Source organism: Paenibacillus sp. FSL W8-0194 (genome assembly GCF_037969745.1).
GTDB lineage: Bacteria > Bacillota > Bacilli > Paenibacillales > Paenibacillaceae > Paenibacillus_AQ > Paenibacillus_AQ cookii.
In genome coordinates this window covers 5,688,847-5,709,807 of the sequence record NZ_CP150205.1, presented here as the reverse complement: position 1 = coordinate 5,709,807, position 20,961 = coordinate 5,688,847, and the positions used below count along the sequence as shown (strand labels likewise).

At 54.7% G+C, this 20,961-nt stretch carries 17 protein-coding genes; 12 read left to right on the top strand and 5 right to left on the bottom strand.

Annotated elements, in window-relative coordinates; translation table 11 throughout:
• Positions 1 to 174 precede the first annotated feature (174 nt).
• On the bottom strand, positions 175 to 1,218 hold the full coding sequence (locus MKY58_RS26355; protein WP_339322703.1) for a stalk domain-containing protein: 1,044 nt from the start codon (positions 1,216 to 1,218) through the stop codon (positions 175 to 177).
• Positions 1,219 to 1,478: 260 nt separating this feature from the next.
• Between MKY58_RS26355 and MKY58_RS26350 the strand changes: the two genes are divergently transcribed.
• The 10 genes from MKY58_RS26350 to MKY58_RS26305 all read left to right on the top strand — a co-directional run bounded on the left by MKY58_RS26350 (position 1,479) and on the right by MKY58_RS26305 (position 12,380).
• Positions 1,479 to 2,540, top strand: coding sequence for an LLM class flavin-dependent oxidoreductase (locus tag MKY58_RS26350; protein ID WP_339322702.1), 1,062 nt, complete (start codon positions 1,479 to 1,481; stop codon positions 2,538 to 2,540).
• 160 nt (positions 2,541 to 2,700) lie between these two features.
• A complete protein-coding gene (locus MKY58_RS26345) occupies positions 2,701 to 3,651 on the top strand; it encodes a bile acid:sodium symporter family protein (protein ID WP_339322701.1) in 951 nt (316 codons plus the stop codon).
• 308 nt (positions 3,652 to 3,959) lie between these two features.
• Positions 3,960 to 4,937 carry a ring-cleaving dioxygenase gene (locus MKY58_RS26340; protein WP_339322700.1) on the top strand — a complete coding sequence of 326 codons (978 nt, stop codon included), beginning with the start codon at positions 3,960 to 3,962 and terminating at the stop codon, positions 4,935 to 4,937.
• A 182-nt stretch (positions 4,938 to 5,119) separates the two neighbouring features.
• Entirely contained in the window at positions 5,120 to 6,070 is a 951-nt protein-coding gene (locus tag MKY58_RS26335) for an aminoglycoside phosphotransferase family protein (protein WP_339322699.1), read from the top strand.
• A 316-nt stretch (positions 6,071 to 6,386) separates the two neighbouring features.
• A complete protein-coding gene (locus MKY58_RS26330) occupies positions 6,387 to 8,000 on the top strand; it encodes an ABC transporter substrate-binding protein (RefSeq protein ID WP_212951469.1) in 1,614 nt (537 codons plus the stop codon).
• 181 nt (positions 8,001 to 8,181) lie between these two features.
• Entirely contained in the window at positions 8,182 to 9,132 is a 951-nt protein-coding gene (locus MKY58_RS26325; RefSeq protein ID WP_339322698.1) for an ABC transporter permease, read from the top strand.
• A 4-nt stretch (positions 9,133 to 9,136) separates the two neighbouring features.
• Positions 9,137 to 9,982, top strand: coding sequence for an ABC transporter permease (locus MKY58_RS26320; RefSeq protein WP_339322697.1), 846 nt, complete (start codon positions 9,137 to 9,139; stop codon positions 9,980 to 9,982).
• Positions 9,983 to 10,020: 38 nt separating this feature from the next.
• The gene (locus MKY58_RS26315; protein WP_339322696.1) at positions 10,021 to 11,034 is read left to right on the top strand and encodes an ABC transporter ATP-binding protein; all 1,014 of its coding nucleotides are present in this window, start codon (positions 10,021 to 10,023) and stop codon (positions 11,032 to 11,034) included.
• Positions 11,031 to 11,918, top strand: coding sequence for an ATP-binding cassette domain-containing protein (locus tag MKY58_RS26310; RefSeq protein WP_339322695.1), 888 nt, complete (start codon positions 11,031 to 11,033; stop codon positions 11,916 to 11,918). Before MKY58_RS26315 ends, MKY58_RS26310 begins: the two co-directional genes overlap by 4 nt.
• A gap of 24 nt (positions 11,919 to 11,942) precedes the next feature.
• Positions 11,943 to 12,380 (top strand): hypothetical protein, encoded by a 438-nt coding sequence (locus tag MKY58_RS26305; protein ID WP_339322694.1) that lies wholly within the window; start codon positions 11,943 to 11,945, stop codon positions 12,378 to 12,380.
• Positions 12,381 to 12,586: 206 nt separating this feature from the next.
• Here the strand turns inward: MKY58_RS26305 and MKY58_RS26300 are convergent, their stop codons facing one another.
• From MKY58_RS26300 to MKY58_RS26285, 4 genes are read right to left on the bottom strand one after another with little or no spacing between them, the layout of a single operon-like run.
• The gene (locus tag MKY58_RS26300) at positions 12,587 to 13,594 is read right to left on the bottom strand and encodes an iron ABC transporter permease (protein WP_339322693.1); all 1,008 of its coding nucleotides are present in this window, start codon (positions 13,592 to 13,594) and stop codon (positions 12,587 to 12,589) included.
• Positions 13,591 to 14,598, bottom strand: coding sequence for an iron ABC transporter permease (locus MKY58_RS26295; RefSeq protein ID WP_339322692.1), 1,008 nt, complete (start codon positions 14,596 to 14,598; stop codon positions 13,591 to 13,593). Before MKY58_RS26295 ends, MKY58_RS26300 begins: the two co-directional genes overlap by 4 nt.
• Positions 14,599 to 14,604: 6 nt before the next feature.
• Positions 14,605 to 15,537: an iron-hydroxamate ABC transporter substrate-binding protein gene (locus MKY58_RS26290; protein ID WP_036706141.1), complete on the bottom strand. Its 933-nt coding sequence runs from the start codon at positions 15,535 to 15,537 to the stop codon at positions 14,605 to 14,607.
• A 40-nt stretch (positions 15,538 to 15,577) separates the two neighbouring features.
• The gene (locus MKY58_RS26285; protein ID WP_339322691.1) at positions 15,578 to 16,366 is read right to left on the bottom strand and encodes an ABC transporter ATP-binding protein; all 789 of its coding nucleotides are present in this window, start codon (positions 16,364 to 16,366) and stop codon (positions 15,578 to 15,580) included.
• 258 nt (positions 16,367 to 16,624) lie between these two features.
• On the opposite strand from MKY58_RS26285, the gene MKY58_RS26280 reads away from it, so the two are divergent.
• Both MKY58_RS26280 and MKY58_RS26275 read left to right on the top strand, forming a co-directional pair.
• Positions 16,625 to 17,674 (top strand): NAD(P)/FAD-dependent oxidoreductase, encoded by a 1,050-nt coding sequence (locus tag MKY58_RS26280; protein WP_339322690.1) that lies wholly within the window; start codon positions 16,625 to 16,627, stop codon positions 17,672 to 17,674.
• Between the two features lie 489 nt (positions 17,675 to 18,163).
• Positions 18,164 to 20,959, top strand: a complete 2,796-nt coding sequence (locus tag MKY58_RS26275) for an EAL domain-containing protein (RefSeq protein WP_339322689.1) — start codon at positions 18,164 to 18,166, stop codon at positions 20,957 to 20,959.
• The last annotated feature ends 2 nt before the right edge of the window (positions 20,960 to 20,961 follow it).

Genomic DNA, 20,961 nt, shown 5'->3' with positions numbered 1-20,961 from the left:
AATCTCACTATACGCGTCCGGCTGCTTTGAAAGCAACAGCGTGTTTTATATGCCTATATACGGAAAAAACGGGTTTAGGTTACATGCAAAAATGCGTTGGAAAGGTTGAAAGCTCCGGGAAAAAGAAACAAGGCCGCCCGCAGGCGGCCCTGAAAAAGGTTCGGGGATAAGACTTTAAAACACTCTCCGCGCGGTGACGAACCGTTTCTTCCACTGGCCGTCAAAGGCTTCCATATGAACGCCGAGCTCTTTGGAATAGGTGTGCAGGATTTGGTTATCGCCCGCGTAAATAGCCACATGGCCGATGGGCAAATTGCGAGCGGTGAAAAAGAGCAGGTCCCCTTTGCGAAGCTGATCGACCGGCACTTCTTTGCCGACTTTGGCTTGGTCATACGAAACGCGCGGCAGATCAATTCCGAGCGTGTCCTGGAAGACGCGTTTGACGAAGGAAGAGCAGTCGAATGTTTTCGTCTGGTCCGGCGAAGCTCCGAAAACATACGGCGCGCCCCAATAGGTCTTCCCGTAAGCGATCAGTGCGTCCCCCTGCAGTTCGGCGAGGCTCGGGCTCGCATAATCGGTATATTTCGGTTTGGCCGATATGTATCCGGTGCGGTTGTCCGGCGTTTGCACCTTCAGCCACGAGGCGTTGACCTCCTGCAGGACATGGACCTTCGTCCCGGCGGCCAGCATGGCAAGCGAAGCGCCTTTCTCGGCGTCGGGCTTGTCGCGCAAGTTCACTCCCCAAAGAATGGACGTTTCCGCATGGATGGCCGAGGTAACGGTAACGGTGCGCGAGCCCTGGTCCCATTTTACGGTGCCCCCGAGCGCTTCGCTTACGAAACGAAGGGGAACAAGCGTATATCCGCTTACGATTTGGCCGGGAACGTCGACGGATAAAGCTTGTCCGTTTAAGGAAGCGGTGTGCTCGCCAATGCGGTAAACAAGCGTCGCGTCCCCTTTTTTGGCGGTGACGGTTTTGGTGGCGTTATCCCAAGTCAATCGGGCGCCTTCCGCCTCAAACAGCCCGCGCATCGGAACGAGCAAGGTACCGTTTACGTTGTAAGGCTCCACTTCAGGCTGAAGCTGGCGCCCGTCCAGAAAAATCGATACCGACTTGGCTTCCTCCTGAACCTGAGCCGCATTTGCCGCATGCGTCGGGGTAGCGTGAAGCAGCGAAGCCGTTAACAGAGAAAGAAGCAACGCTTTGCTTTTGGACATACTTTCATCTCCTTGTTGACTGATGTTAAGAGTTCCCAACATTTCTCTTCGTATAGTTGGACGACGTCATGCTGAATTGGTTTTGTGCCAAATGATGGCAAGGGAAACGGCCGCCATAATGCCGCCATAATATAGAAGGAAATCAGGTGCTTGAAAAACCCTGCCAAATAGTTCAATATAAAGATATCAATTATTAAAATACACATGTTTAAGCTGCTGCCTGGCAGCGAAACATATATGGATAAGGGAGGGGCTCACCCATGGAGATCGGAATCAGTACCTTTGCGGAAACGACGCCGGACGTCCGCACCGGCAACGTACTCAGCCATGCCGAGCGCATTCGGGAGGTCGTGGAGGAAATCATCCTGGCGGATCAGGTGGGACTAGACGTATTTGGGGTCGGAGAGCATCACCGGAAGGACTATGCCGTTTCTTCGCCGGCGATGGTGCTTGCGGCCGCCGCGCCGCAAACGAAGCGGATTCGGCTGACGAGCGCGGTGACGGTGCTGTCTTCCGCCGACCCGGTGCGGGTATTCCAGGACTTCGCTACGCTGGACGGCATTTCGAACGGACGCGCCGAAATTATGGCGGGAAGGGGATCCTTCATCGAATCGTTCCCGCTGTTCGGTTATGACCTGAACGATTACGACGAGTTGTTCGACGAGAAATTGGAGCTGCTGCTTAAGATCAGGGCGTCGGAGAAGGTAACCTGGAAGGGCGGGCACCGCCCGGCGATCCAGGACCGCGGCGTCTATCCGCGTCCCGTTCAGGATCCGCTCCCGGTCTGGATCGGCAGCGGCGGCAATCAGGAGTCCGTCGTGCGCGCCGGCCTTCTCGGCCTGCCGCTCGTGCTGGCGATCATCGGCGGCAGACCGACGCAGTTTGCGCCGCTGGTGCAGCTGTACAAGCGGGCGGCCGCGCATGCGGGACATGATCTGTCGAAGCTGCCCGTGGCTTCCCATTCCCATGGTTTCGTGGCGGAGGAAACGGAGCTTGCGGCGGATAAGTTTTACCCGTCGACGCAATACAGCATGAACATCCTCGCCCGGGAGCGGGGCTGGGGGCCTTATGACCGCAGCAGCTTTGACATGGCACGGAGCTTCGAGGGAGCGCTGTACGTCGGCGATCCGGAGACGGTGGCCCGGAAAATCATCCATCTTCGCAAACGGGTGGGCATTACCCGGTTTTTCCTCCACGTTCCCGTAGGCAGCATGCCGCATGACGACGTGATGAAAGCCATCGAGCTGCTTGGAACGAAGGTCGCGCCGATCGTGCGCGAAGAGGTCGCCAAATGGGAAGCTGCGGGCGAGCCGCAGGAATAAGGCCAAAAGAGGGGCGTAATGCCTCTCTTTTTTTATGTCAATTCAAATCTTTGTATCGGACTGCGATATGAAATTTTTACCATTGTCAATATCTTCATATCGGCGTAAAATGATGCCTAATACTCTTACGTTGACATTACACCGGAAGTGAGGTTAGGCCATGAACGCCGTAGCAAAAGTAAGCCGTTTTGTCGGAGGAACGTTTTCCTTATGGGTCATTTTGTTCGCTTGTTTCGGTTTTTTTATGCCGGAGGTCTTTATCCCTTTAAAGGGGTACGTATCGCTTTTTCTCGGGATCGTCATGTTCGGCATGGGACTCACGTTGTCCTCCGCCGATTTCCGCGAGGTTTTTCGCCGTCCGTTTGAAGTGCTGATCGGCGTCGTCGGCCATTTTATCATCATGCCGCTGCTTGCCTATGTGCTGGCGCTGGTGCTGAATTTGCCGCCGGATATCGCCGTGGGCGTCATTCTGGTCGGCTGCTGCCCGAGCGGCACCTCTTCGAACGTCATGACGCTGCTCGCCAAAGGCGACGTCGCGCTGGGCGTATCGATCGCATCCGTGTCGACGGTGATCGCTCCGCTCGCCACGCCGGCTCTGATCAGCCTGCTGGCGGGTCGATGGATGCCGATCGACGGCGGCGCCCTGATCAAGGACATCCTGATGGTCGTCATTTTGCCGATCGTTCTCGGCGTCATCGTCAAGACCCTGTTCAAAAAGCAGGCCGAAGCGAGCGCCCAGGCCCTTCCGCTCGTGTCCACGCTGGCGATCGTGCTGATCGTGGCGATCGTCGTCGGCGGCAGCAGAACGAAAATCATCGAAAGCGGGCTGCTGATCTTCGCGGTCGTCATCCTGCACAACTTGCTTGGGTATGCGCTGGGCTATTTGTTCGCAAAACTTTTCCGCATGAACTTAAGCAAACGCAAAGCGATATTGTTCGAAACCGGCATGCAGAACTCCGGTCTCGGAGCTACGCTGGCATCGGCGCATTTTAATCCGGTTGCGGCCGTTCCGAGCGCGATCTTCAGCGTCTGGCACAACATCTCCGGCTCGCTGCTGGCCACCTGGTTCGCCCGGCGCGCCGAAAAAGGAGCGGCATCGAAAACCGCTTGACGCAAATACCCGGTTCCTTCGGCAAAGAGGCCATCCCGATTAGGGGTGGCCTTATTTTTGTGCCGGCCCGGGAAACTTCGGTCCACTCTGGTCCGGATGCCCCGCGGCGAGGTCATGCTCCATGCCAGCCCAAAGCTTGCGGCAGTTTTTTGGGGTGTTTATATCCATTCGCAAATTTGTTGACAAGAAAGATCTTCAGTGTTATATTTATCTCAAATTAAAGATTCTTTAATATAAATTATGTAAGCTTCAGTTTATTGATTTTAAATACAACGAATGGGAACGTTAATCCCAAGGAGGAATCTGCCATGAATGGATTAAAAGGAATCCACCACGTTACGGCGATCACGAGCAGCGCCGAGAAAAACTATCAATTTTTTACGTTCGTGCTGGGCATGCGCCTGGTGAAAAAAACCGTCAATCAGGACGACATTCAAACGTACCATCTGTTTTTTGCCGACGATAAAGGAAGCGCGGGCACGGATATGACGTTTTTCGATTTCCCCGGCATTCCGAAAGGGGTGCACGGCACGAACGAAATCTCCAAAACCTCGTTCCGCGTACCCAGCGACGCGGCTCTCGACTATTGGGTAAAACGGTTCGACCGGATGAACGTCAAGCATTTCGGCATCAAAGAGATGTTCGGGAAAAAGACGCTGTCCTTCGTGGACTTCGACGATCAGCAGTACCAGCTGATTTCCGACGAAAACAACGAGGGCGTACCGTCCGGCACGCCATGGCAAAAGGGACCGATTCCGCTGGAATACGCGATTACCGGCCTTGGCCCGATTTTCGTGCGGATTGCAAACTTCGATTACTTCAAGGAAGTGCTGGAAAAAGCGATGGAATTCAAAGAGATTGCAAAAGAAGGCTCCTTCCATCTGTTTGAGGTCGGCGAAGGCGGCAACGGGGCGCAGGTCGTCGTGGAATACAACGCCGTGCTGCCTCCGTCCCGGCAAGGCTTCGGCACCGTTCACCATGCGGCGTTCCGCGTCGAAGACCGAAGCGCGCTGGAGCATTGGATCAAGCGGATGGGCCAGTTCGGATTTTCGACTTCCGGTTATGTCGACCGCCATTTCTTCGAATCGCTGTACGCGCGGGTGGCGCCGCAAATTTTGTTCGAGTTCGCGACCGACGGTCCGGGCTTCATGGGCGACGAGCCGTATGAAACGCTTGGCGAAAAGCTGTCGCTGCCTCCGTTCCTCGAGCCCAAACGCGCACAAATCGAGAAGCTGGTCCGTCCGATCGACACCGTGCGCAGCACGATTGAATTTACGAAAGAATAAGGTTTTGACCCCGAAGAGGAGTCCATGGTCCGCCCATGTGCTCTTCTTTTTTTCGTCACGGGTTCGCCCAGGCAGCGGGCCTTCCAAACACTCCGTAATTTTTCCCTATAAACGTTTTTTCCCGGGAGAAATGCTCCGCCGTCGTATACAATCCAGCTAGGAAAAACGGAGGAGGAGTCCCTATGAACAAAAACCAAGAACCGGAGCTGGAACAAGTTTCGGCCCTGGCCCGCCGATATTTTCGTTCAACCGCATTTCAAATCGAAAGGGAGCCGTCGGGCGTATCCACTTATGTATATCGCATTGCCGCGAACGGCGGGATTTTTTATTTGCGGGTTCTGCCGGAGCAGAATATGAGCTTTGCCCCCGAGGTACTTGTTCATCGGCTGCTCCTGCAAAAAGGCGTGCAGGTGCCGGAAGTGCTTCATTTTGAGCCTGTTCATGAGGAGCTTGGCCTGTCCGTGATGCTGGTGCGGGAAATCCCTGGGGTTCATGCCGGGCAGGTAACGTCTCAAGCGTCATACGAACGGGTCATGGAGAATGCCGGCAGCCAGCTTGCCTTGGTGCACGGGATACCGGTAGACGGTTTTGGCTGGATCAGGAGAGGGCGGAACGAAGACGGCGCGGTATTGCGGGGGGAGAACCGTTCGGCGGATGAACACCTGCTGGAATTTTTGGAGGACGACGTGCAATTTTTATCGGAAAAGCTCTTCAGCAAAGCGGAGGGCTCTATTATTCGCAGGGTCATGGAACGGGGGCTCCCGCTGATGGGCCGGCATGAGCCGCGGCTTGTTCACGGGGATTTCGACGATTCGCATATTTTCCAGGACAACGGGACCTACACGGGGATCATTGATTTCGGAGAGATTCAGGGAAGCAGCCCTTTATACGATCTGGGGCATTTCAAACTTCACGATGGACAGCGGTATAAAGGTTTTCCGGCGTTATGCGAAGGATACCGAAGCGTCGTTCCCCTGACGGCATGGGATCAGCTGGAGATCGATCTTTGGGCCGTCTGGATCGGCGTGAGGAGGTTAGGGATCGTGGCCCGGCGTTCGCCGCATGCCGGTTATGTGCATCATTTGCTGAGCCGCGTGCGGGAATTGCTTGACGTCGTCTCCAGGCAGCTATGATTCAGGCAGCTTGCAAGCGATCCTAATCCGGCCTGAAACACCTGATTAAGCCCGCCCGGTTATGTCGGTATTACCGATGGAAGCCGGCAGGGCTTTTTTTCTTAAAAACCACCTTATTTCGACACGAAACTTCGACAAAATTCGAAAATAGTTATAGCATTTTTTACAGTTTGGCACTAAAATAAAGTTAGTAGACATTTTAGTCGGTTAAAAGGCTAAAATGGGAAAAAATCGCAAGCATCGGATAAGGATTGTAATTCCTAGTAATCCGATATACAATTGAAAACAGTCAATAGAGAGTGGGGGATAAGACATCATGCGTAAATATTTTTCAGGGGTCGTTATTTTGGCGCTGCTGACCATGCTGGTCACGGCTTGCTCCGGGGATGCCGGCAATTCGGCAGCACCTTCGGACGCTTCGTCTTCCGGGTCTTCGCAAACAACCGGCGACCAGCCTAAAGACGGAGGCAATCTGATCATCGGGGTACAGGCCGATCCGGTCATTTTGAACCCGAACTATGCAGGGGACCGCGTCAGCTTGACGATTGACCAAGCCCTTTATGCGCCTCTTTTCCAAGTGAATAATGGCAAGAAAACCTTTTATCTCGCCGACAGCCTGGAGCCGTCCGCGGATAACTTGACGTATACATTGAAGCTGAAAAGCGGCCTGACTTGGCACGATGGAGAGAAGCTGACGGCGGATGACGTGGTGTTCACCATCGACAAGATTTTGGACGAGAAACAAAACAGCATGTTGAGAGGCAACTTCATCATTCACGGCAAACCGATCAAAGCGGTAAAAGTCGATGACACGACGGTGGAATTCAAGCTGCCGCAGGTGAGCCCGGCATTCGAAGCGACGCTCGTTCAGGTCACGCCGATTCCGAAGCATATTTTCGAACATGAAGCGGACATCGAAAAGAGCCCTAAAAACAATACGCCGGTCGGTTCCGGTCCGTTCAAGTTCAAGGAATACAAAACGGGCGAATACGTGACGCTGGAGCGCTTCGACAACTACTTCGGCGGCAAGCCGCATCTGGACACGATCACGTACCGCATTTCCAAGGATGCGAACGCCTCGAACCTCGCCCTGCAAAACGGCGAAATCAACATCAAATACGTCGATCCGCAGGATGCGGCGACGATCGAAGCGACGGGCAATTTCGAAATGAAGAACTACAGCGAAGGCCGCCTGGCTTACATGCTTTTCAACGAAAACAGCGACACGGGCCTGATGAAAAACAAGGAAGTAAGACAAGGGCTGTCCTACGCCCTGAACCGCGAAGAGCTGATTCAAGTGGCTTACACGTCGCCTGATTATGCCGATCCGGCCAAATCCTTCGTCACGCCGGACGGGCTGTATCATGACAACAACGTCACGACGTACGACAACGACGTGGAAAAAGCGAAGGAACTGCTGCAGAAAAACGGCGTCGTCGGCAAAACGCTGCGCTTTATCGTAACGAGCGGCAACAAGGCCCAAGAGGCGATTGCGCTCTATGTGCAACAGAAGCTGAAGGATGTCGGTGTCAACGTGGAAATCCAGTCGATGGATGCATCGGCGTTCAGCGACAAGTTCACGAATCCGGAAACCAGCGATTACGAGCTGACCGTCGGCGGTTACATCATGGGCTTCGATCCTGACGCATACAGCATTTTGTACACGACGGGAAGCGACTCCAACTACGCGCACTACTCGAATCCGGAAGTCGACAAGCTCTTCCAGGAAGGCGCCGGCGAAGCCGACACGGCCAAACGTGGAGAGATCTACAAGAAACTTCAGGAAACGATTGCCGCCGATGCGGTCATTTACCCGATCGCCTATACGAAAACAATCGTTGCCGTGGATAAAAAATTCGGCGGCCTGGACGAAGCCGTGCTGAAGCCGGTCGTGATTTTTGAAGATCCGTCCAAGCTGTACCAGAAATAAGGGTTTCGATAAAACCGGACGCGAAAGCCGGGAAGATCAACGACAATCAAGCCGGTCATCCAGCATTGGAAGCAGGGGTTATCCCTCCTCCGGTGCTGGAACCAGCTTTATTTTTTTCAGGTGGGTAAACGATAGATAGGCATATTCAAAATCCAGGATGTTAAGCTGGGGGACTAAGAGCATGAAAAGACTGATCGTCAGAAGATTGTTGCAAACCGTGCCGATGCTGTTTTTTGTGTCGATCGTCTGCTTCATTTTGGTGAAAGCGGCGCCCGGGGATCCCGTGCGTTCTTTTATTACACCGAACATGCATGCGGAGGACATTGAACGCGTCAGGCATAATCTCGGCTTGGACAAGCCTGCGTACATTCAATATTTCATATGGCTCAAAAATGGTTTGACGGGCAATTTCGGTTATTCGCTCGTGAACCACAAACCGGTCATGGGACAGATTTTGGAGCGGCTGCCCGCAACGGCCGGACTGATGGGGTCGGCGATCGCGCTGGCCGTCATTTTGGCGATTCCGCTCGGTTTGGCCGCGGGCGCGAACCGCAACCGCTGGGTCGACAAGCTGGTCAATATGATCGCGTACATCGGCATTTCGCTTCCGCTTTTTTGGCTGGCGATATTGCTGATGTACTTTTTCTCCATTAAGATGCACTGGCTGCCGAGCATGGGCATGCGCACGATTGGCGTCAATTCGGCGCTGGACGTCATCAGGCACGGCATTTTGCCTTGCGTGGTGCTGGCGATCGGCTTTTTGACGGTCTACGTGCGGTATATCCGTTCGAGCACCATCAGCCAGCTGAAAGAGGACTATGTGCAAATCCAGTACGCATTCGGTTCGGCGAAACGGATCATCTTGTTCCGGCACGTGCTAAAGCACGTGGTGCTGCCGGTCATTACGCTGGTCGGCATGTCCATGGGCGATTTGGTTGCCGGAGCGATCGTAACCGAAACGGTATTTTCGTGGCCGGGCATCGGATCGCTTGGCATGACGGCCGTGCGGGGCATGGATTATCCGGTCATTATGGGCATCACATTGTTCTCGTCCGTTCTGTTGATTCTGGGGAACCTGCTCGCGGACATTTTATACGGCATCGTCGATCCGAGAATTAAAACAACGAGGTGATCTCATGAAACGGAGTAAATGGATTAATGTTGCCCGTGAGCTTAAAGGAAACAAGCTGGGGATCGCCGCCGTTATCGTGTTGCTGATCATCGCTTTGGCTGCGATCTTTGCTTTCCTGTCCTCCAAGGATCCGAACCAGATCAATGCGCTCGACCGGCTGAAGCCGCCGAGCAAGACGCATTGGTTCGGCACCGACGATTACGGGCGGGATACGTTCACAAGGGCGCTTTACGGCGGCCGCGTCTCGCTGGCGGTCGGTTTTCTGTCCATGATTTTTGCGACGGCGATCGGCGTGACGGTCGGCATCATCAGCGGTTATTTCGGCGGGTGGCTCGACAGCCTGTTGATGCGCCTGCTGGATATCATCATGTCGATCCCGTCCTTCCTCATTCTGCTCCTGCTCAGCGTGTACTTGAAACCGAGCGTGGGCAACATCATCGTCATTATTTCGCTGCTGATGTGGATGAGCATCGCCCGGGTCGTCCGGGCGGAGACGATGGCGCTGAAGGAGAGGGAATACGTCCTGTACGCCAAGGCTTCCGGTCAAAGCGCATTCGGAATCATACGGAAGCATATTCTGCCGGGACTGTTGTCAGTCATCATCGTGAGTGCCACCAACAACATCGCTTCGGCGATCATGATGGAGTCGTCCCTCAGCTTTCTGGGCTTCGGCGTGCAGGCGCCAAACGCGACCTGGGGCAGCATGCTTAACGGCGCGCAGGGGTACGTGGTCAATGCGCCGTATATGGCGCTGTTCCCGGGCTTGCTCATTTTCGTGACCGTGCTTTGCTTCAACATACTTGGCGATATACTGCGCATCGGTCTCGAACCGAAGCTTGGCAAAAGATAAACCGCCGGCGTAAGGCGATGAAGGAGTGAGAAACCAAGATGACAAAACAACTGCTAACCGTCGATGGGCTCAAGGTCTCATTCCAGACCAGGGACGGGCAAAACCAGGCGGTCCGCGGCGTCAGCTTTCATGTGGGTGCCGGCGAAACGGTCGGCATTGTCGGCGAATCGGGAAGCGGGAAAAGCGTGACCGCCAAAGCGATTATGGGACTGATTGCTCCTCCGGGGAAAATCACGGAAGGCAAGGTTTTGTTCCAAGGGGAGGATTTGAGCGGCCTTACCGAAAAAGAGTGGCGCAAGCTCCGGGGCAACCGGATTGCGATGGTGTTCCAGGACCCGATGACGTCGCTGAACCCGGTCAAGACGATCGGCTTCCAGATGGCGGAAGTCATCCGGCGCCACCGCGGGCTCGGAAAAAAAGAGGCGCTGTCGGAAGCGGTGGAAATGCTGCGCAAGGTCGGCATCACCGAGCCGGAGCGCCGCGTCAAGCAATATCCGCATGAATTCAGCGGCGGGATGCGCCAGCGGGTCATGATCGCGATGGCGTTGTCCTGCAGTCCGGAGCTGCTGATTGCCGACGAGCCGACGACGGCGCTGGACGTGACGATTCAGGCGCAAATTCTCGATTTGCTGAAGCAGCTCAAGACGGAGTCGGATACCGCCGTGCTGCTTATCACGCATGATCTCGGCGTCGTTGCCCAGGTCTGCTCCCGCGTCGTCGTTATGTACGGCGGCATGGTCATGGAAGAGGGGACGGTCGAAGATATTTTCTACCGGACCGGTCACCCTTACACGCAAGGGCTGCTGCGTTCGGTTCCGAAACGCGTAGGCGCAAACCGCGAGCGGCTCGTGCCGATCGAAGGATCGCCTCCCGACCTGATCGACCCGCCTGCGGGATGTCCGTTCCGGGACCGCTGTCCGTACGCGTTCGGCAAATGCTCGGAGCTTCCGCCGATGGCGGACCTTGGCGAAGGCCACCGCTCCTTGTGCTGGCTCGTGCAGGACAAAAGCACGCTGAAAGAAGCGCTCGGGGAGGAGGAAACCGGTCAATGAACGAAAATATCATGGTTGATGTGCGCAACTTGAAGAAACATTTCACGAAAGGCGGCGAAGTGCTGAAAGCCGTCGACGGCGTCAGCTTCCAAATCCGCAAGGGCGAGACGTTCGGCCTCGTCGGCGAATCCGGGAGCGGCAAATCGACGGTCGGACGCTGCCTGATCCGGCTGTACGATTATACGGAAGGGGAAGTGTTTTTTGACGGGCAAAACCTGTCCAAGCTGCGGGACAAGCAGCTCAAGCCGTTCCGCCGGCGGATTCAGACGATTTTTCAGGACCCGTACTCCTCGTTGAACCCGAGCATGAGCGTGCTGGATTTGATCGGGGAACCGATGGATATCCACGGCATATATAAAAAGGCGGATGAGCGCAAGGAGTTCGTGGCGGGGCTCTTGGAAAAGGTCGGGCTCAAACGGGAGCATCTGTACCGTTACCCGCATGAATTCAGCGGCGGGCAGCGGCAGCGGATTTCGATCGCGCGGGCGCTTTCCGTCCGTCCGGACTTCGTCGTATGCGACGAGCCGATCTCCGCGCTGGACGTGTCCGTGCAGGCGCAGGTGGTCAACATGCTGGAGGACTTGCAGGCCGAATTCGGTCTGACGTACCTGTTTATCGCGCATGATTTGTCCATGGTGCGCCACATTTCCGACCGGATCGGCGTTATGTACAGAGGCCGCCTGGTCGAAGTGGCGGAAAGCGACGAGCTGTACGACAACCCGCTGCATCCGTATACGAAGGCGCTGCTGTCGTCCATTCCGATTCCCGATCCGCGCACGGCAAACGAAACAATGGCGGTGAAATACGAGGTGCCCACGGCCGATGACGGCGTGGTGCCCGAGCTGCGTGAAGTGAGCCCGGGCCATTTCGTGGCAGACCATTAAAAGATTAGAGGTGCTGATTGAAGCATGGAGAAAAATGAGCGCGTCAAACTGTCCCAATGGGATGCATTAATGCTGGAAGGCCTCCGCGCATACGGCTGGTCCAACGAAGAGCTGCTGCGCAGAGTCCGCGAGCGCGATTTGCCGAAGGATACGAGCATGTTTGAATTCGATTATCAGGCATTGGCCGAATTGGCGGCGGCCGAACCTGAGTTGTTCGAGTCTGCGGTGATGAACGGTTATTCCATCAAGTACAACACGCTTGGCGGCCTCCGCTCCTGGATTTTGGTTGCCTGCGGCTTCGAGCCGGAGGTCATTCGCGAGCCGGGGCAAGAAGCGGTGATCGCCGAGCTGACTCCCGAACAGAAGGAACGCCTCGCGTCCGTCATGTCGTTCGGCTGGGTCATTCGCGAGGAAGCCGGCAAGCCTGGCGTGTATCGAATCGAGCCGCTGCAAAGAGGATAAGGACGCAAATACGGCAAATGAATTGTATGTTCCATAACCGTGATGGTATGCTACATTGTAAAGATATGTATAAATAAACAAAGGCCGACCGCCCATAAGCTATCTGTTGTTCCGAGAATTATAACATGAATATATGTGTAAAAAAGCTCAAGCGATGCGCAGGTGAATTTGCGTCTTTGCTTGAGCTTCTTCTATAAGAAAACCTGCTACTTTTTCAGCAGCAAATAGATGAAATACGGCGCGCCGATGAGCGCGACCACGATGCCCGCCGCCAATCCGTCCGGACTCGCGACTTGGCGGCCGATCGTGTCGGCCAGCACGAGCAGCCAGCCCCCGGTCAGGATCGCCACCGGAATAAACAACTGGTTCCGCGGGCCGACCAGCGCTTTGGCGATATGCGGCGCCATCAGGCCGATAAAGGCGATGCCGCCCGTCACCGACACGGCGGAAGCCGCCAGGGCAACGGCCGTCAGCAGCAGCACAACGCGCTCTTTGTTCAGCGATACGCCGGCGCCGATGGCAACGGGTTCGCTCAGCGACAGCATGTTCAGCTTGTTGGCCTTGTACATCGTAAAAGGAATCAGCACGACGAGCCAAGGGAGAAGCGCCCAGATAAACGGCCAGTCGGTCCCCCAGATGCTGCCCGCGATCCACTTGGAAATGAAATCGACCTTCTCCCGGTTGGCGGACGAAATCAGCACGACCATGATGCCGGAAAGCGCCATGGAGAAGCCGACGCCCATCAGCACCATCCGCACCGGCTGCAGGCCGGATTTGCGGCTGTACGAGCTGATGTAGATCAGGAGGGCAGTTACCATCGCTCCCACGAAAGCCATCAGCGGCAGCAGATAGATGAACGAGCCGGCCTCGATCGGAGCAAAGAGAAAGAAGATCGATACGGCGACGCCTGCGCCGGAATTGATGCCGACGATGCCGGGGTCGGCCAGGTCGTTGCGCGTAATTCCCTGCAAAATCGAACCGGAAAGGGCCAGCGCCATCCCGGCCAGCAGCGTAATGACAATCCGCGGCAGCCGTACGGAGAACAACACGAAATTTTCCTTGAACGTGCCTTGGCCAAGGAGCGTCGGAATCAGCCGGTCGAAGGATAGGGAAGCGTAACCGAGCCCCATGCCGACGACGACGGTCAGTACAATCAGTATAAGCAGGGCCAGCATAATAAGACGCTGCTTGCGGATCAGTGACGGATGGATCATGAGCTTGCCCGCCCTCCTTTCCGTGCAATGACGAGGAAGAACGGAAGACCCAGCACCGCCACAATGGCCGCGACGGGCGCCTCGTACGGGGCGGTGATCGTGCGCGCCAGCGTATCGGCGATCATCATGAAAGCTCCTCCCATGACGGCCGCCATCGGGATCGCAAACCGATAATCGGTGCCGACGACGGCGCGCACGATATGCGGAATCATCAGCCCGAGGAAGGTGAGGCTGCCGACGAGCGCGACCGAAGCGCCCGCAAGCAGGACCGTCACCACGAACAGGATCGCTTTGATCCGCGCGGTTTTCTGGCCGAGGCCGACGGCCACTTCCTCGCTCAGGCTGAGGATCGTCAGCTGCTTGGACAGCAGCATCGCAACGATGGTGCCGGCGACAATAAAGGGCACGATCACCTGAAGCTGGCTCCAGTTCGCCCCGATCAGGCCGCCGGAGGTCCACATGGAGACGCTTTTGGAAATTTTGAAGGTAATTCCTACCCCGTCCGCAACGGCGTTCAAAAAGGCGGAGATGGCGGCGCCCGCCAGCACGATCCGCAGCGGGGAGAAGCCGCCCCGCTTGACGGCGCTGATCCCGAAGACGAGCGCCGCGCCTGCGGCCGCGCCGATAAAGCAGGCGATCATCAGGCCGAAATAATTGACGGAGGACAGGAACGCCAGCGTGACAGCCAGCGCGGCATTGGCGCCCGCCGTCAAGCCGAGGAGCCCCGGGTCGGCCAGCGGGTTGCGGGTCATGCCCTGCATGATCGCCCCGGCGACGGCCAGCGCCGCCCCGACGAAGATCGCGGCGACCTCCCGCGGCAGGCGGATTTCCCGGATCATCGACAGCTTTTCCCCGGCGCTTTTGCTGGTCAAGGCCATCCATACGTCCTTGGCCGAAACGTCGGCGGCTCCGACCAGCATCGCCAGCACGAAGACGGCAATCAGCAGCAGCAGCGCTGCAAGCATTTTATACGTAAATGGGATTCGTCCAGTTTTCTTGTCCATCGCGCACTACTTCCCGAGGAAATGTTTGATAAAGAAATCGAGCTGGTAGTCCAGCGTGATCGGATCGTTGAAATAAAACGCTTTGGCATCCGCGACGAAAACATGGCCGTTTTTAACGGCAGGCATGTTTTTGTACGTCTCCGTCTCCTCCAGGGAATTGCCGGAATCCTGGTCCTTGCTGAAAATGACGTAATCGCCGGCGAATTCGGGCAGCACTTCGGGAGAAAGCGCGTAATACCCTTCCTTCAGAGCGGTTTCCTTGACCTTCTCGGGCATGTTCAGCTTCATCTGCTGATACAGAATTTCGGTGCCGCGGCCCCAGTTGTCGCCGTAGACGTACAGCTGTTTGTTGAAAACTTCCATGACGGACACGGTCGCCTTGTCGCCGATTTTGGCTTTGATCTGTTTGCCGGCCTCATCGGCGCGCTTTTTGAAATCGTCTATCCAGGCCTGCGCCTCTTTTTCCTTGTTCAGCAGTTTGCCGATTTCCAGCTGCTGCGTCAAATAATCGACTTTTCCGTAGGTGTAGGTGACCGTAGGCGCAATCTGTTTCAGCTTGTCGACGTTTTTGATGTTGGACAGTCCGATGATGAGGTCGGGGTTCAGTTCGATGATTTTTTCCAGGTTTTCGTCCGAAACTTCTTCCGCATCTTTCAGCTTGTCTTTGAAGTTCGGGTTCATTTTCGACCAGGAGTCGGCGCCGACCACGTTGACGCCAAGCGCCAATACGTTGCCGGTGAAGCTGGAGAGAACGACGACGCGTTTCGGATGGGCCGGCACCTTCACGGGGCCGTTTTCGGATTGGTAGGTGATCGTTTCGGAGCTTGCTTGTTCCGCGGCGGCGTTTCCTTCCACCTTGCCGTCGGCTCCGTTTTTGCTGCTGCAGGCGCTTAAAGCGAGGATAAGGCATAATAAAAGGGGTAAAAATGCTTTTTTCATTGGATTGACGCTCCTTCTCAAATTATATGTTTGGATTACGCTAGGTTTTGATCAAATCATAGGTGACGCACATCGGTTTACCGGTCCGAGGGTCGCGGCCGACGGCCGCATCGATGGAATAGACCTGCTTCAGCACTTCGGGGCGGATCACTTCCTCGCCGCTGCCGGTTTTGACGATTTCCCCGTCCTTCAGCGCGATGAGGTAATCGGCGAAACGGGCGGCCTGGTTGATGTCGTGAAGCACCATCACGATGGTGCGCTGCTGCTCTGTGTTGAGCTTCTGCAACAGTTCCAGCACCTCCAGCTGATGCGCCATGTCCAGGTATGTAGTCGGCTCGTCGAGGAAGATGATATCGGTTTCCTGGGCGAGCGCCATCGCGATCCATACCCGCTGGCGTTGTCCGCCGGAAAGCGTATCGACCGAACGGTACTTGAAATCCTTCGTGCCCGTCTCCGCAAGCGCCCAGTCGATCACCTCGACGTCGCGCGGCGTCAGGCGCCCGAAACCTTTTTGATACGGAAACCGACCGTAAGACACCAGCTCGCCGACGGTCAATCCCGCCGCGCTTTCGGGCGTTTGCGGCAGAATGGCCATTTTTTTGGCCAGCAGCTTCGTATTCTCCTTGGCGATGTCTTCTCCGTCGAGAATCACCGTGCCCCCCTGATGCGGAATGATGCGGGTGATCGCTTTCAGCAGCGTCGATTTGCCGCATCCGTTGGAGCCGATGATGGCGGTGATTTTTTTGTCGGGAATGCTGACGCTGAGATTTTTGACGATAGAGCGTTCGCCGTAGCCGATGCTGAGTTCCGTAGTGTACAGCCGAACCATGAGTGGCCCTCCCTCATATAGCAAAATATTTTTTAGAGACAAGATATGATTGCCGAAATAAACCCTCCTAAATGGAGCATAATATGTTCGGACATGAATGATAATGATTCTCAATATCGTTAAAAGAATAAGTTGATTTTGCGCAGATGTCAATAGAATCTTGAAAATCAAGGAAAATCCATGTATATTTTTATTGAGAATGAGAATTGTTATCATTAATAAGAATGATTATAAATAAATGTCGAGGAGCGAGCGGGTATGGGTCAGGAAGAAATTTTCGATATGACAGTGGTCGGCGGGGGGCCGGCCGGGCTTTATTCCGCTTTTTACAGCGGGCTGCGGGAAATGAAGACCAAAATCATCGAGTTCCAGCCCGAGTTGGGCGGCAAAATACACGTGTACCCGGAGAAAATGATTTGGGACGTCGGCGGCTTGACGCCGATTCCCGGGGCCAAGCTGATCGAGCAGCTGGTGCAGCAGGGACTGACGTTTAACCCCGAGGTCGTGCTGAACGAAAAGGTCGAGTCCATTACGCGGCGCCGGGACGGAATATTCGAGCTTCATGGCAGTTCGGGGCGCCTCCATCTCTCCAAGACGGTCATCATCGCCGTCGGCGGCGGCATTCTGAACCCGCAAAAGCTGGAGATCGAAGGCGCAAGCCGTTTCGAGATCAGCAACCTGCATTATACGGTCAAATCGCTGAAGCGGTTCAAGGATAAGACGGTGATCATTTCCGGCGGGGGCAATGCCGCGGTCGACTGGGCCAACGAGCTGGAACCCATCGCGAAAAAGGTCTACGTCGCCTACCGCAAGGACGCGCTGAACGGGCACGAGGCTTCCGTGGAGCAGCTGCTGAACAGCTCGGTGGAATGTTTGTTCCATCGGACGATTACCAAGCTGCATGCCCGCGCAGACCATGAAGCGATCGAACGGGTCGAACTGACCCATCAGCAGACGGGCGACGTGATGGAGCTGTACGTGGATGACGTGATCATCAATCACGGATATGAACGCGACACGACCTTGCTGCAGCAAAGCGACCTCAAAATCGACATCGCCGACGAATATTTCATAGCGGGCACGCCAAACAGCGAGTCCTCCGTTCCCGGATTGTACGCCGCCGGGGATATCCTCAAACATGAAGGCAAGCTGCACCTTATTGCGGGAGCCTTCCAGGATGCGGCCAACGCCGTCAACAAGGCGAAACGGTTCCTTCAGCCGGACGCCGACGCGGTCGCCATGGTTTCCTCGCATAACGAAGCATTCAAAGACAGAAACCGGGAGCTCGTCAAAAAAATGATGGGGTAAACCGCGAACCGATAGAAAGTCCTTTTGTCTCAAAGCGAGGGGGCTTTTTTTCGTTATCGGGAAGAGGCCGCGGATCCGATTCCCATTGAATCATCCCCGATCAGGAAGAATCCAGTCCGAGGCACCTGAAATGCAAAAGGATCTTCCTGGAAACGTATTCCTTTTAATTACATTATTGCTTGTATTCCCCTTAAACTTGCAAACTTTCCTTTCTCGAAAACCGCCTTTGCCGACGCATTTTCCCCCTTTAACGTCCCAAATTCGCTGATCGTAGGGGAAATAACTAAAAATTACTATTTTTTTTAGTATTCGATATATAAAAAAGATACCGTTCTGAGTTAAAATAAGGAAAATAGGACCTTATATTTTTTCATCACGCATGACGGAAGTCTAGGATAGGGAGATCATACGCCTATATAACATAAATAGTTCATATTTAGCAGGACCATACATCGATGTCAAACGAAGATGACAAGGGGAGAGCGTGTGATGGTTAAGGAGCAAACGAGGTATTCCCGGCTCGCGAATATTACGAAACTGATCAACACCAAATTGGAATTGCGAGAGGTATTGCAGCATGTAACGACAGCTATTTCGGAGGAGATCGTCCAATGCGATTCGGTTGGCATTTATCTGCCGCAAGGCGATGGGACCTTTAGGGGGTATGTCGGCAAACCCGAGATCATCAACGGGATGACGCTGGACATGCATATCATCGACACCAACCGCGATCAGCTCGCCAAAGAAGTGATCGAAACGCAAAAAACGATCTACATTCCGGACACATCACAAGATCGACGCCCCGACTCCTGGGCGATCGAAGGCTTCGAGATCAAATCGCTGCTCGTTCTTCCCATCTCGTATGAGCAGGAGCTGTTTGGGCTCGTGTTTCTTTTTGATTACGGCATTCCGATGAATTTGACGGAATCGGAGATTCAGACGGTCGAAGCCTACGTCAATATGGCGGCCGTGGCCATCCGCAACGCCAACAATTTGACGCATAAGGAAAATCTGATCGCCGAGAAGCAGCTTCTGCTTGACGTGACACGCAACTTATCGATGTGCTCGACCATGCAGCAGGGGCTGGACACAAGCTTTTATTATATCGCCAAAGTGCTGAACAACTACAACATCGGGGCCCATTTGCTGGACCCGCTCGCCGGGAAAAGAATCAAACCCGCCAAGCTGAGCAAGGACAGCGACTGGTCCGAGGAAGACTGGATGCGAACGCATCAAAGGGTGAAAATCGACCCGGAAAATGATCGCGTTTTCCACGAGGTCGTGCGCACGAAAAAAGTGATCATCATTCCCGACGTTTCCAAGGACGACAGGCCTAACCATGAGGCTTGCCGGGATTTCGGGATCAAAGGGATGTACATGTTTCCGCTGGTTTCGATGGGTGAAGTGCTCGGCGTTATCGCGGTGGTCAATCTCGGCGAAAAAATCATGACGTATTCGGAAGCCACGATCCAGCTGTGCCAATCCATTGTAGAAGCCACGGCTTCGACGTTGTCGAATTTACTTTACATGGAGAAGCAGGAAGTCATCATCGAGGAAAGGACCTCGGAAATTACGTTCAAGAACAGGGAACTGGAGCGGGTCGTGGCCGAGCTTCAGCATCTGAGCCGGGAGAAGGAGCTTATCCTCAACTCAGCCGGGGAAGGAATTTTCGGCCTTGACCTTCAGGGCAACATCACCTTTTGCAACCCCGCCGGCGAGGCGATGCTCGGTTATGAATCCAGGGAGCTGATCGGCCAGCCAGCCAACGTTATTTTTTACGGCAAGGGTGAAGATAGGGAGCGGGGGGACGGCATGGATTACCGCAAATGGGATAAATGCCATGCGGACGACTGCTTTTACCGCAAGAACGGCTCCAGCTTTCCGGTCGAATACGTCATTTCATCCATCAAGGAAGGGGACGATATCGTCGGCGACGTCGTGACTTTCAAAGACATTACGGAACGAAAGCAGATGGAGGAGGAAATTAGATACCATGCCTACTTTGACAGCGTGACGGACCTGCCTAACCGGGTTTTGCTCAAAGACAGGCTCGATCAGGGCATTAAGTACGCCCAAGCGAACGGAGGGAAAATAGCGCTTCTGTACCTGGATTTGGACCGTTTCAAATTCATTAACGACACGCTGGGGCATACCTACGGCGATTTGCTGCTGCGGGACGTTGCCAAACGGCTCGTCGACTCCATTCCGAAAAGCGCGACCGTTTCGCGCCAAGGCGGGGATGAGTTTACGATTTTCCTGCCGAACATCAAAAGCAAAAAAGAGATTTTGAAGGTCGTTAACCAGGTCATCGCTTCGTTCGAGGAACCGTTTTACGTCAAAGACCATGAAGTGTACATCAAAACGAGCATCGGCATCAGCCTCTTTCCGGATCATGGGGACACCAGCGAAACGCTGATCAAAAATGCAGATACCGCGATGTATAAATCGAAAGAGATATCCGGGAACAGCTATCATTTTTTCAGCACGGGCATGGACACGAGGACGTTCGAAATCGTCAAGTTCGAAAATGCGCTATACAAAGCGCTTGATCAGGACGAGCTCATTCTCTATTACCAGCCCCAAATCAATTATAAAACGAATACGATCGTCGGCGTGGAGGCGCTTCTGCGCTGGAATCATCCGAAAGAGGGCATGGTGCCGCCGGACGAGTTCATTCCGATCGCCGAAGAGACGGGGCTCATTGTCCCGATCGGGGAATGGGTGCTGCGGAACGCATGCATGCAGATCAAGAAGTGGCATAAAAAAGGATTCCCGCCGATCAGCGTATCCGTCAATTTGTCGGTCAGGCAGTTCGAGCAGAACAACCTGTTCACCGTCGTGAAAAACATTTTGAAAAAAACCGACCTGTCGCCGGAATTCCTGCACCTGGAGGTCACCGAAAACCAGATCATCAAAAACACCGACGTGACGCTCAGAACGATGGAGCAGCTTAAGGGCCTGGGCATTAATATTGCCATCGATGATTTCGGGACGGGCTATTCCTCCCTGGGGTATTTGAAAAACTTTCCGATCAGCACGCTGAAGATCGATAAATCCTTCGTGCAGGACATCATCAAGGACGACGACAATGCGGCCATCACGAACACGATTATTACGCTGGCCCAGAATTTGAACCTGAACGTCATTGCCGAAGGGGTCGAGACCAAGGAGCAGGCCGAGTTTTTGGCTGCCCGAAGCTGTTATCTGATGCAGGGCTATTATTTCAGCCGTCCGATGAAGGCGGAGGACATCGCTCAATTGTACCTATCCTGCGGAGTGAACTGAGC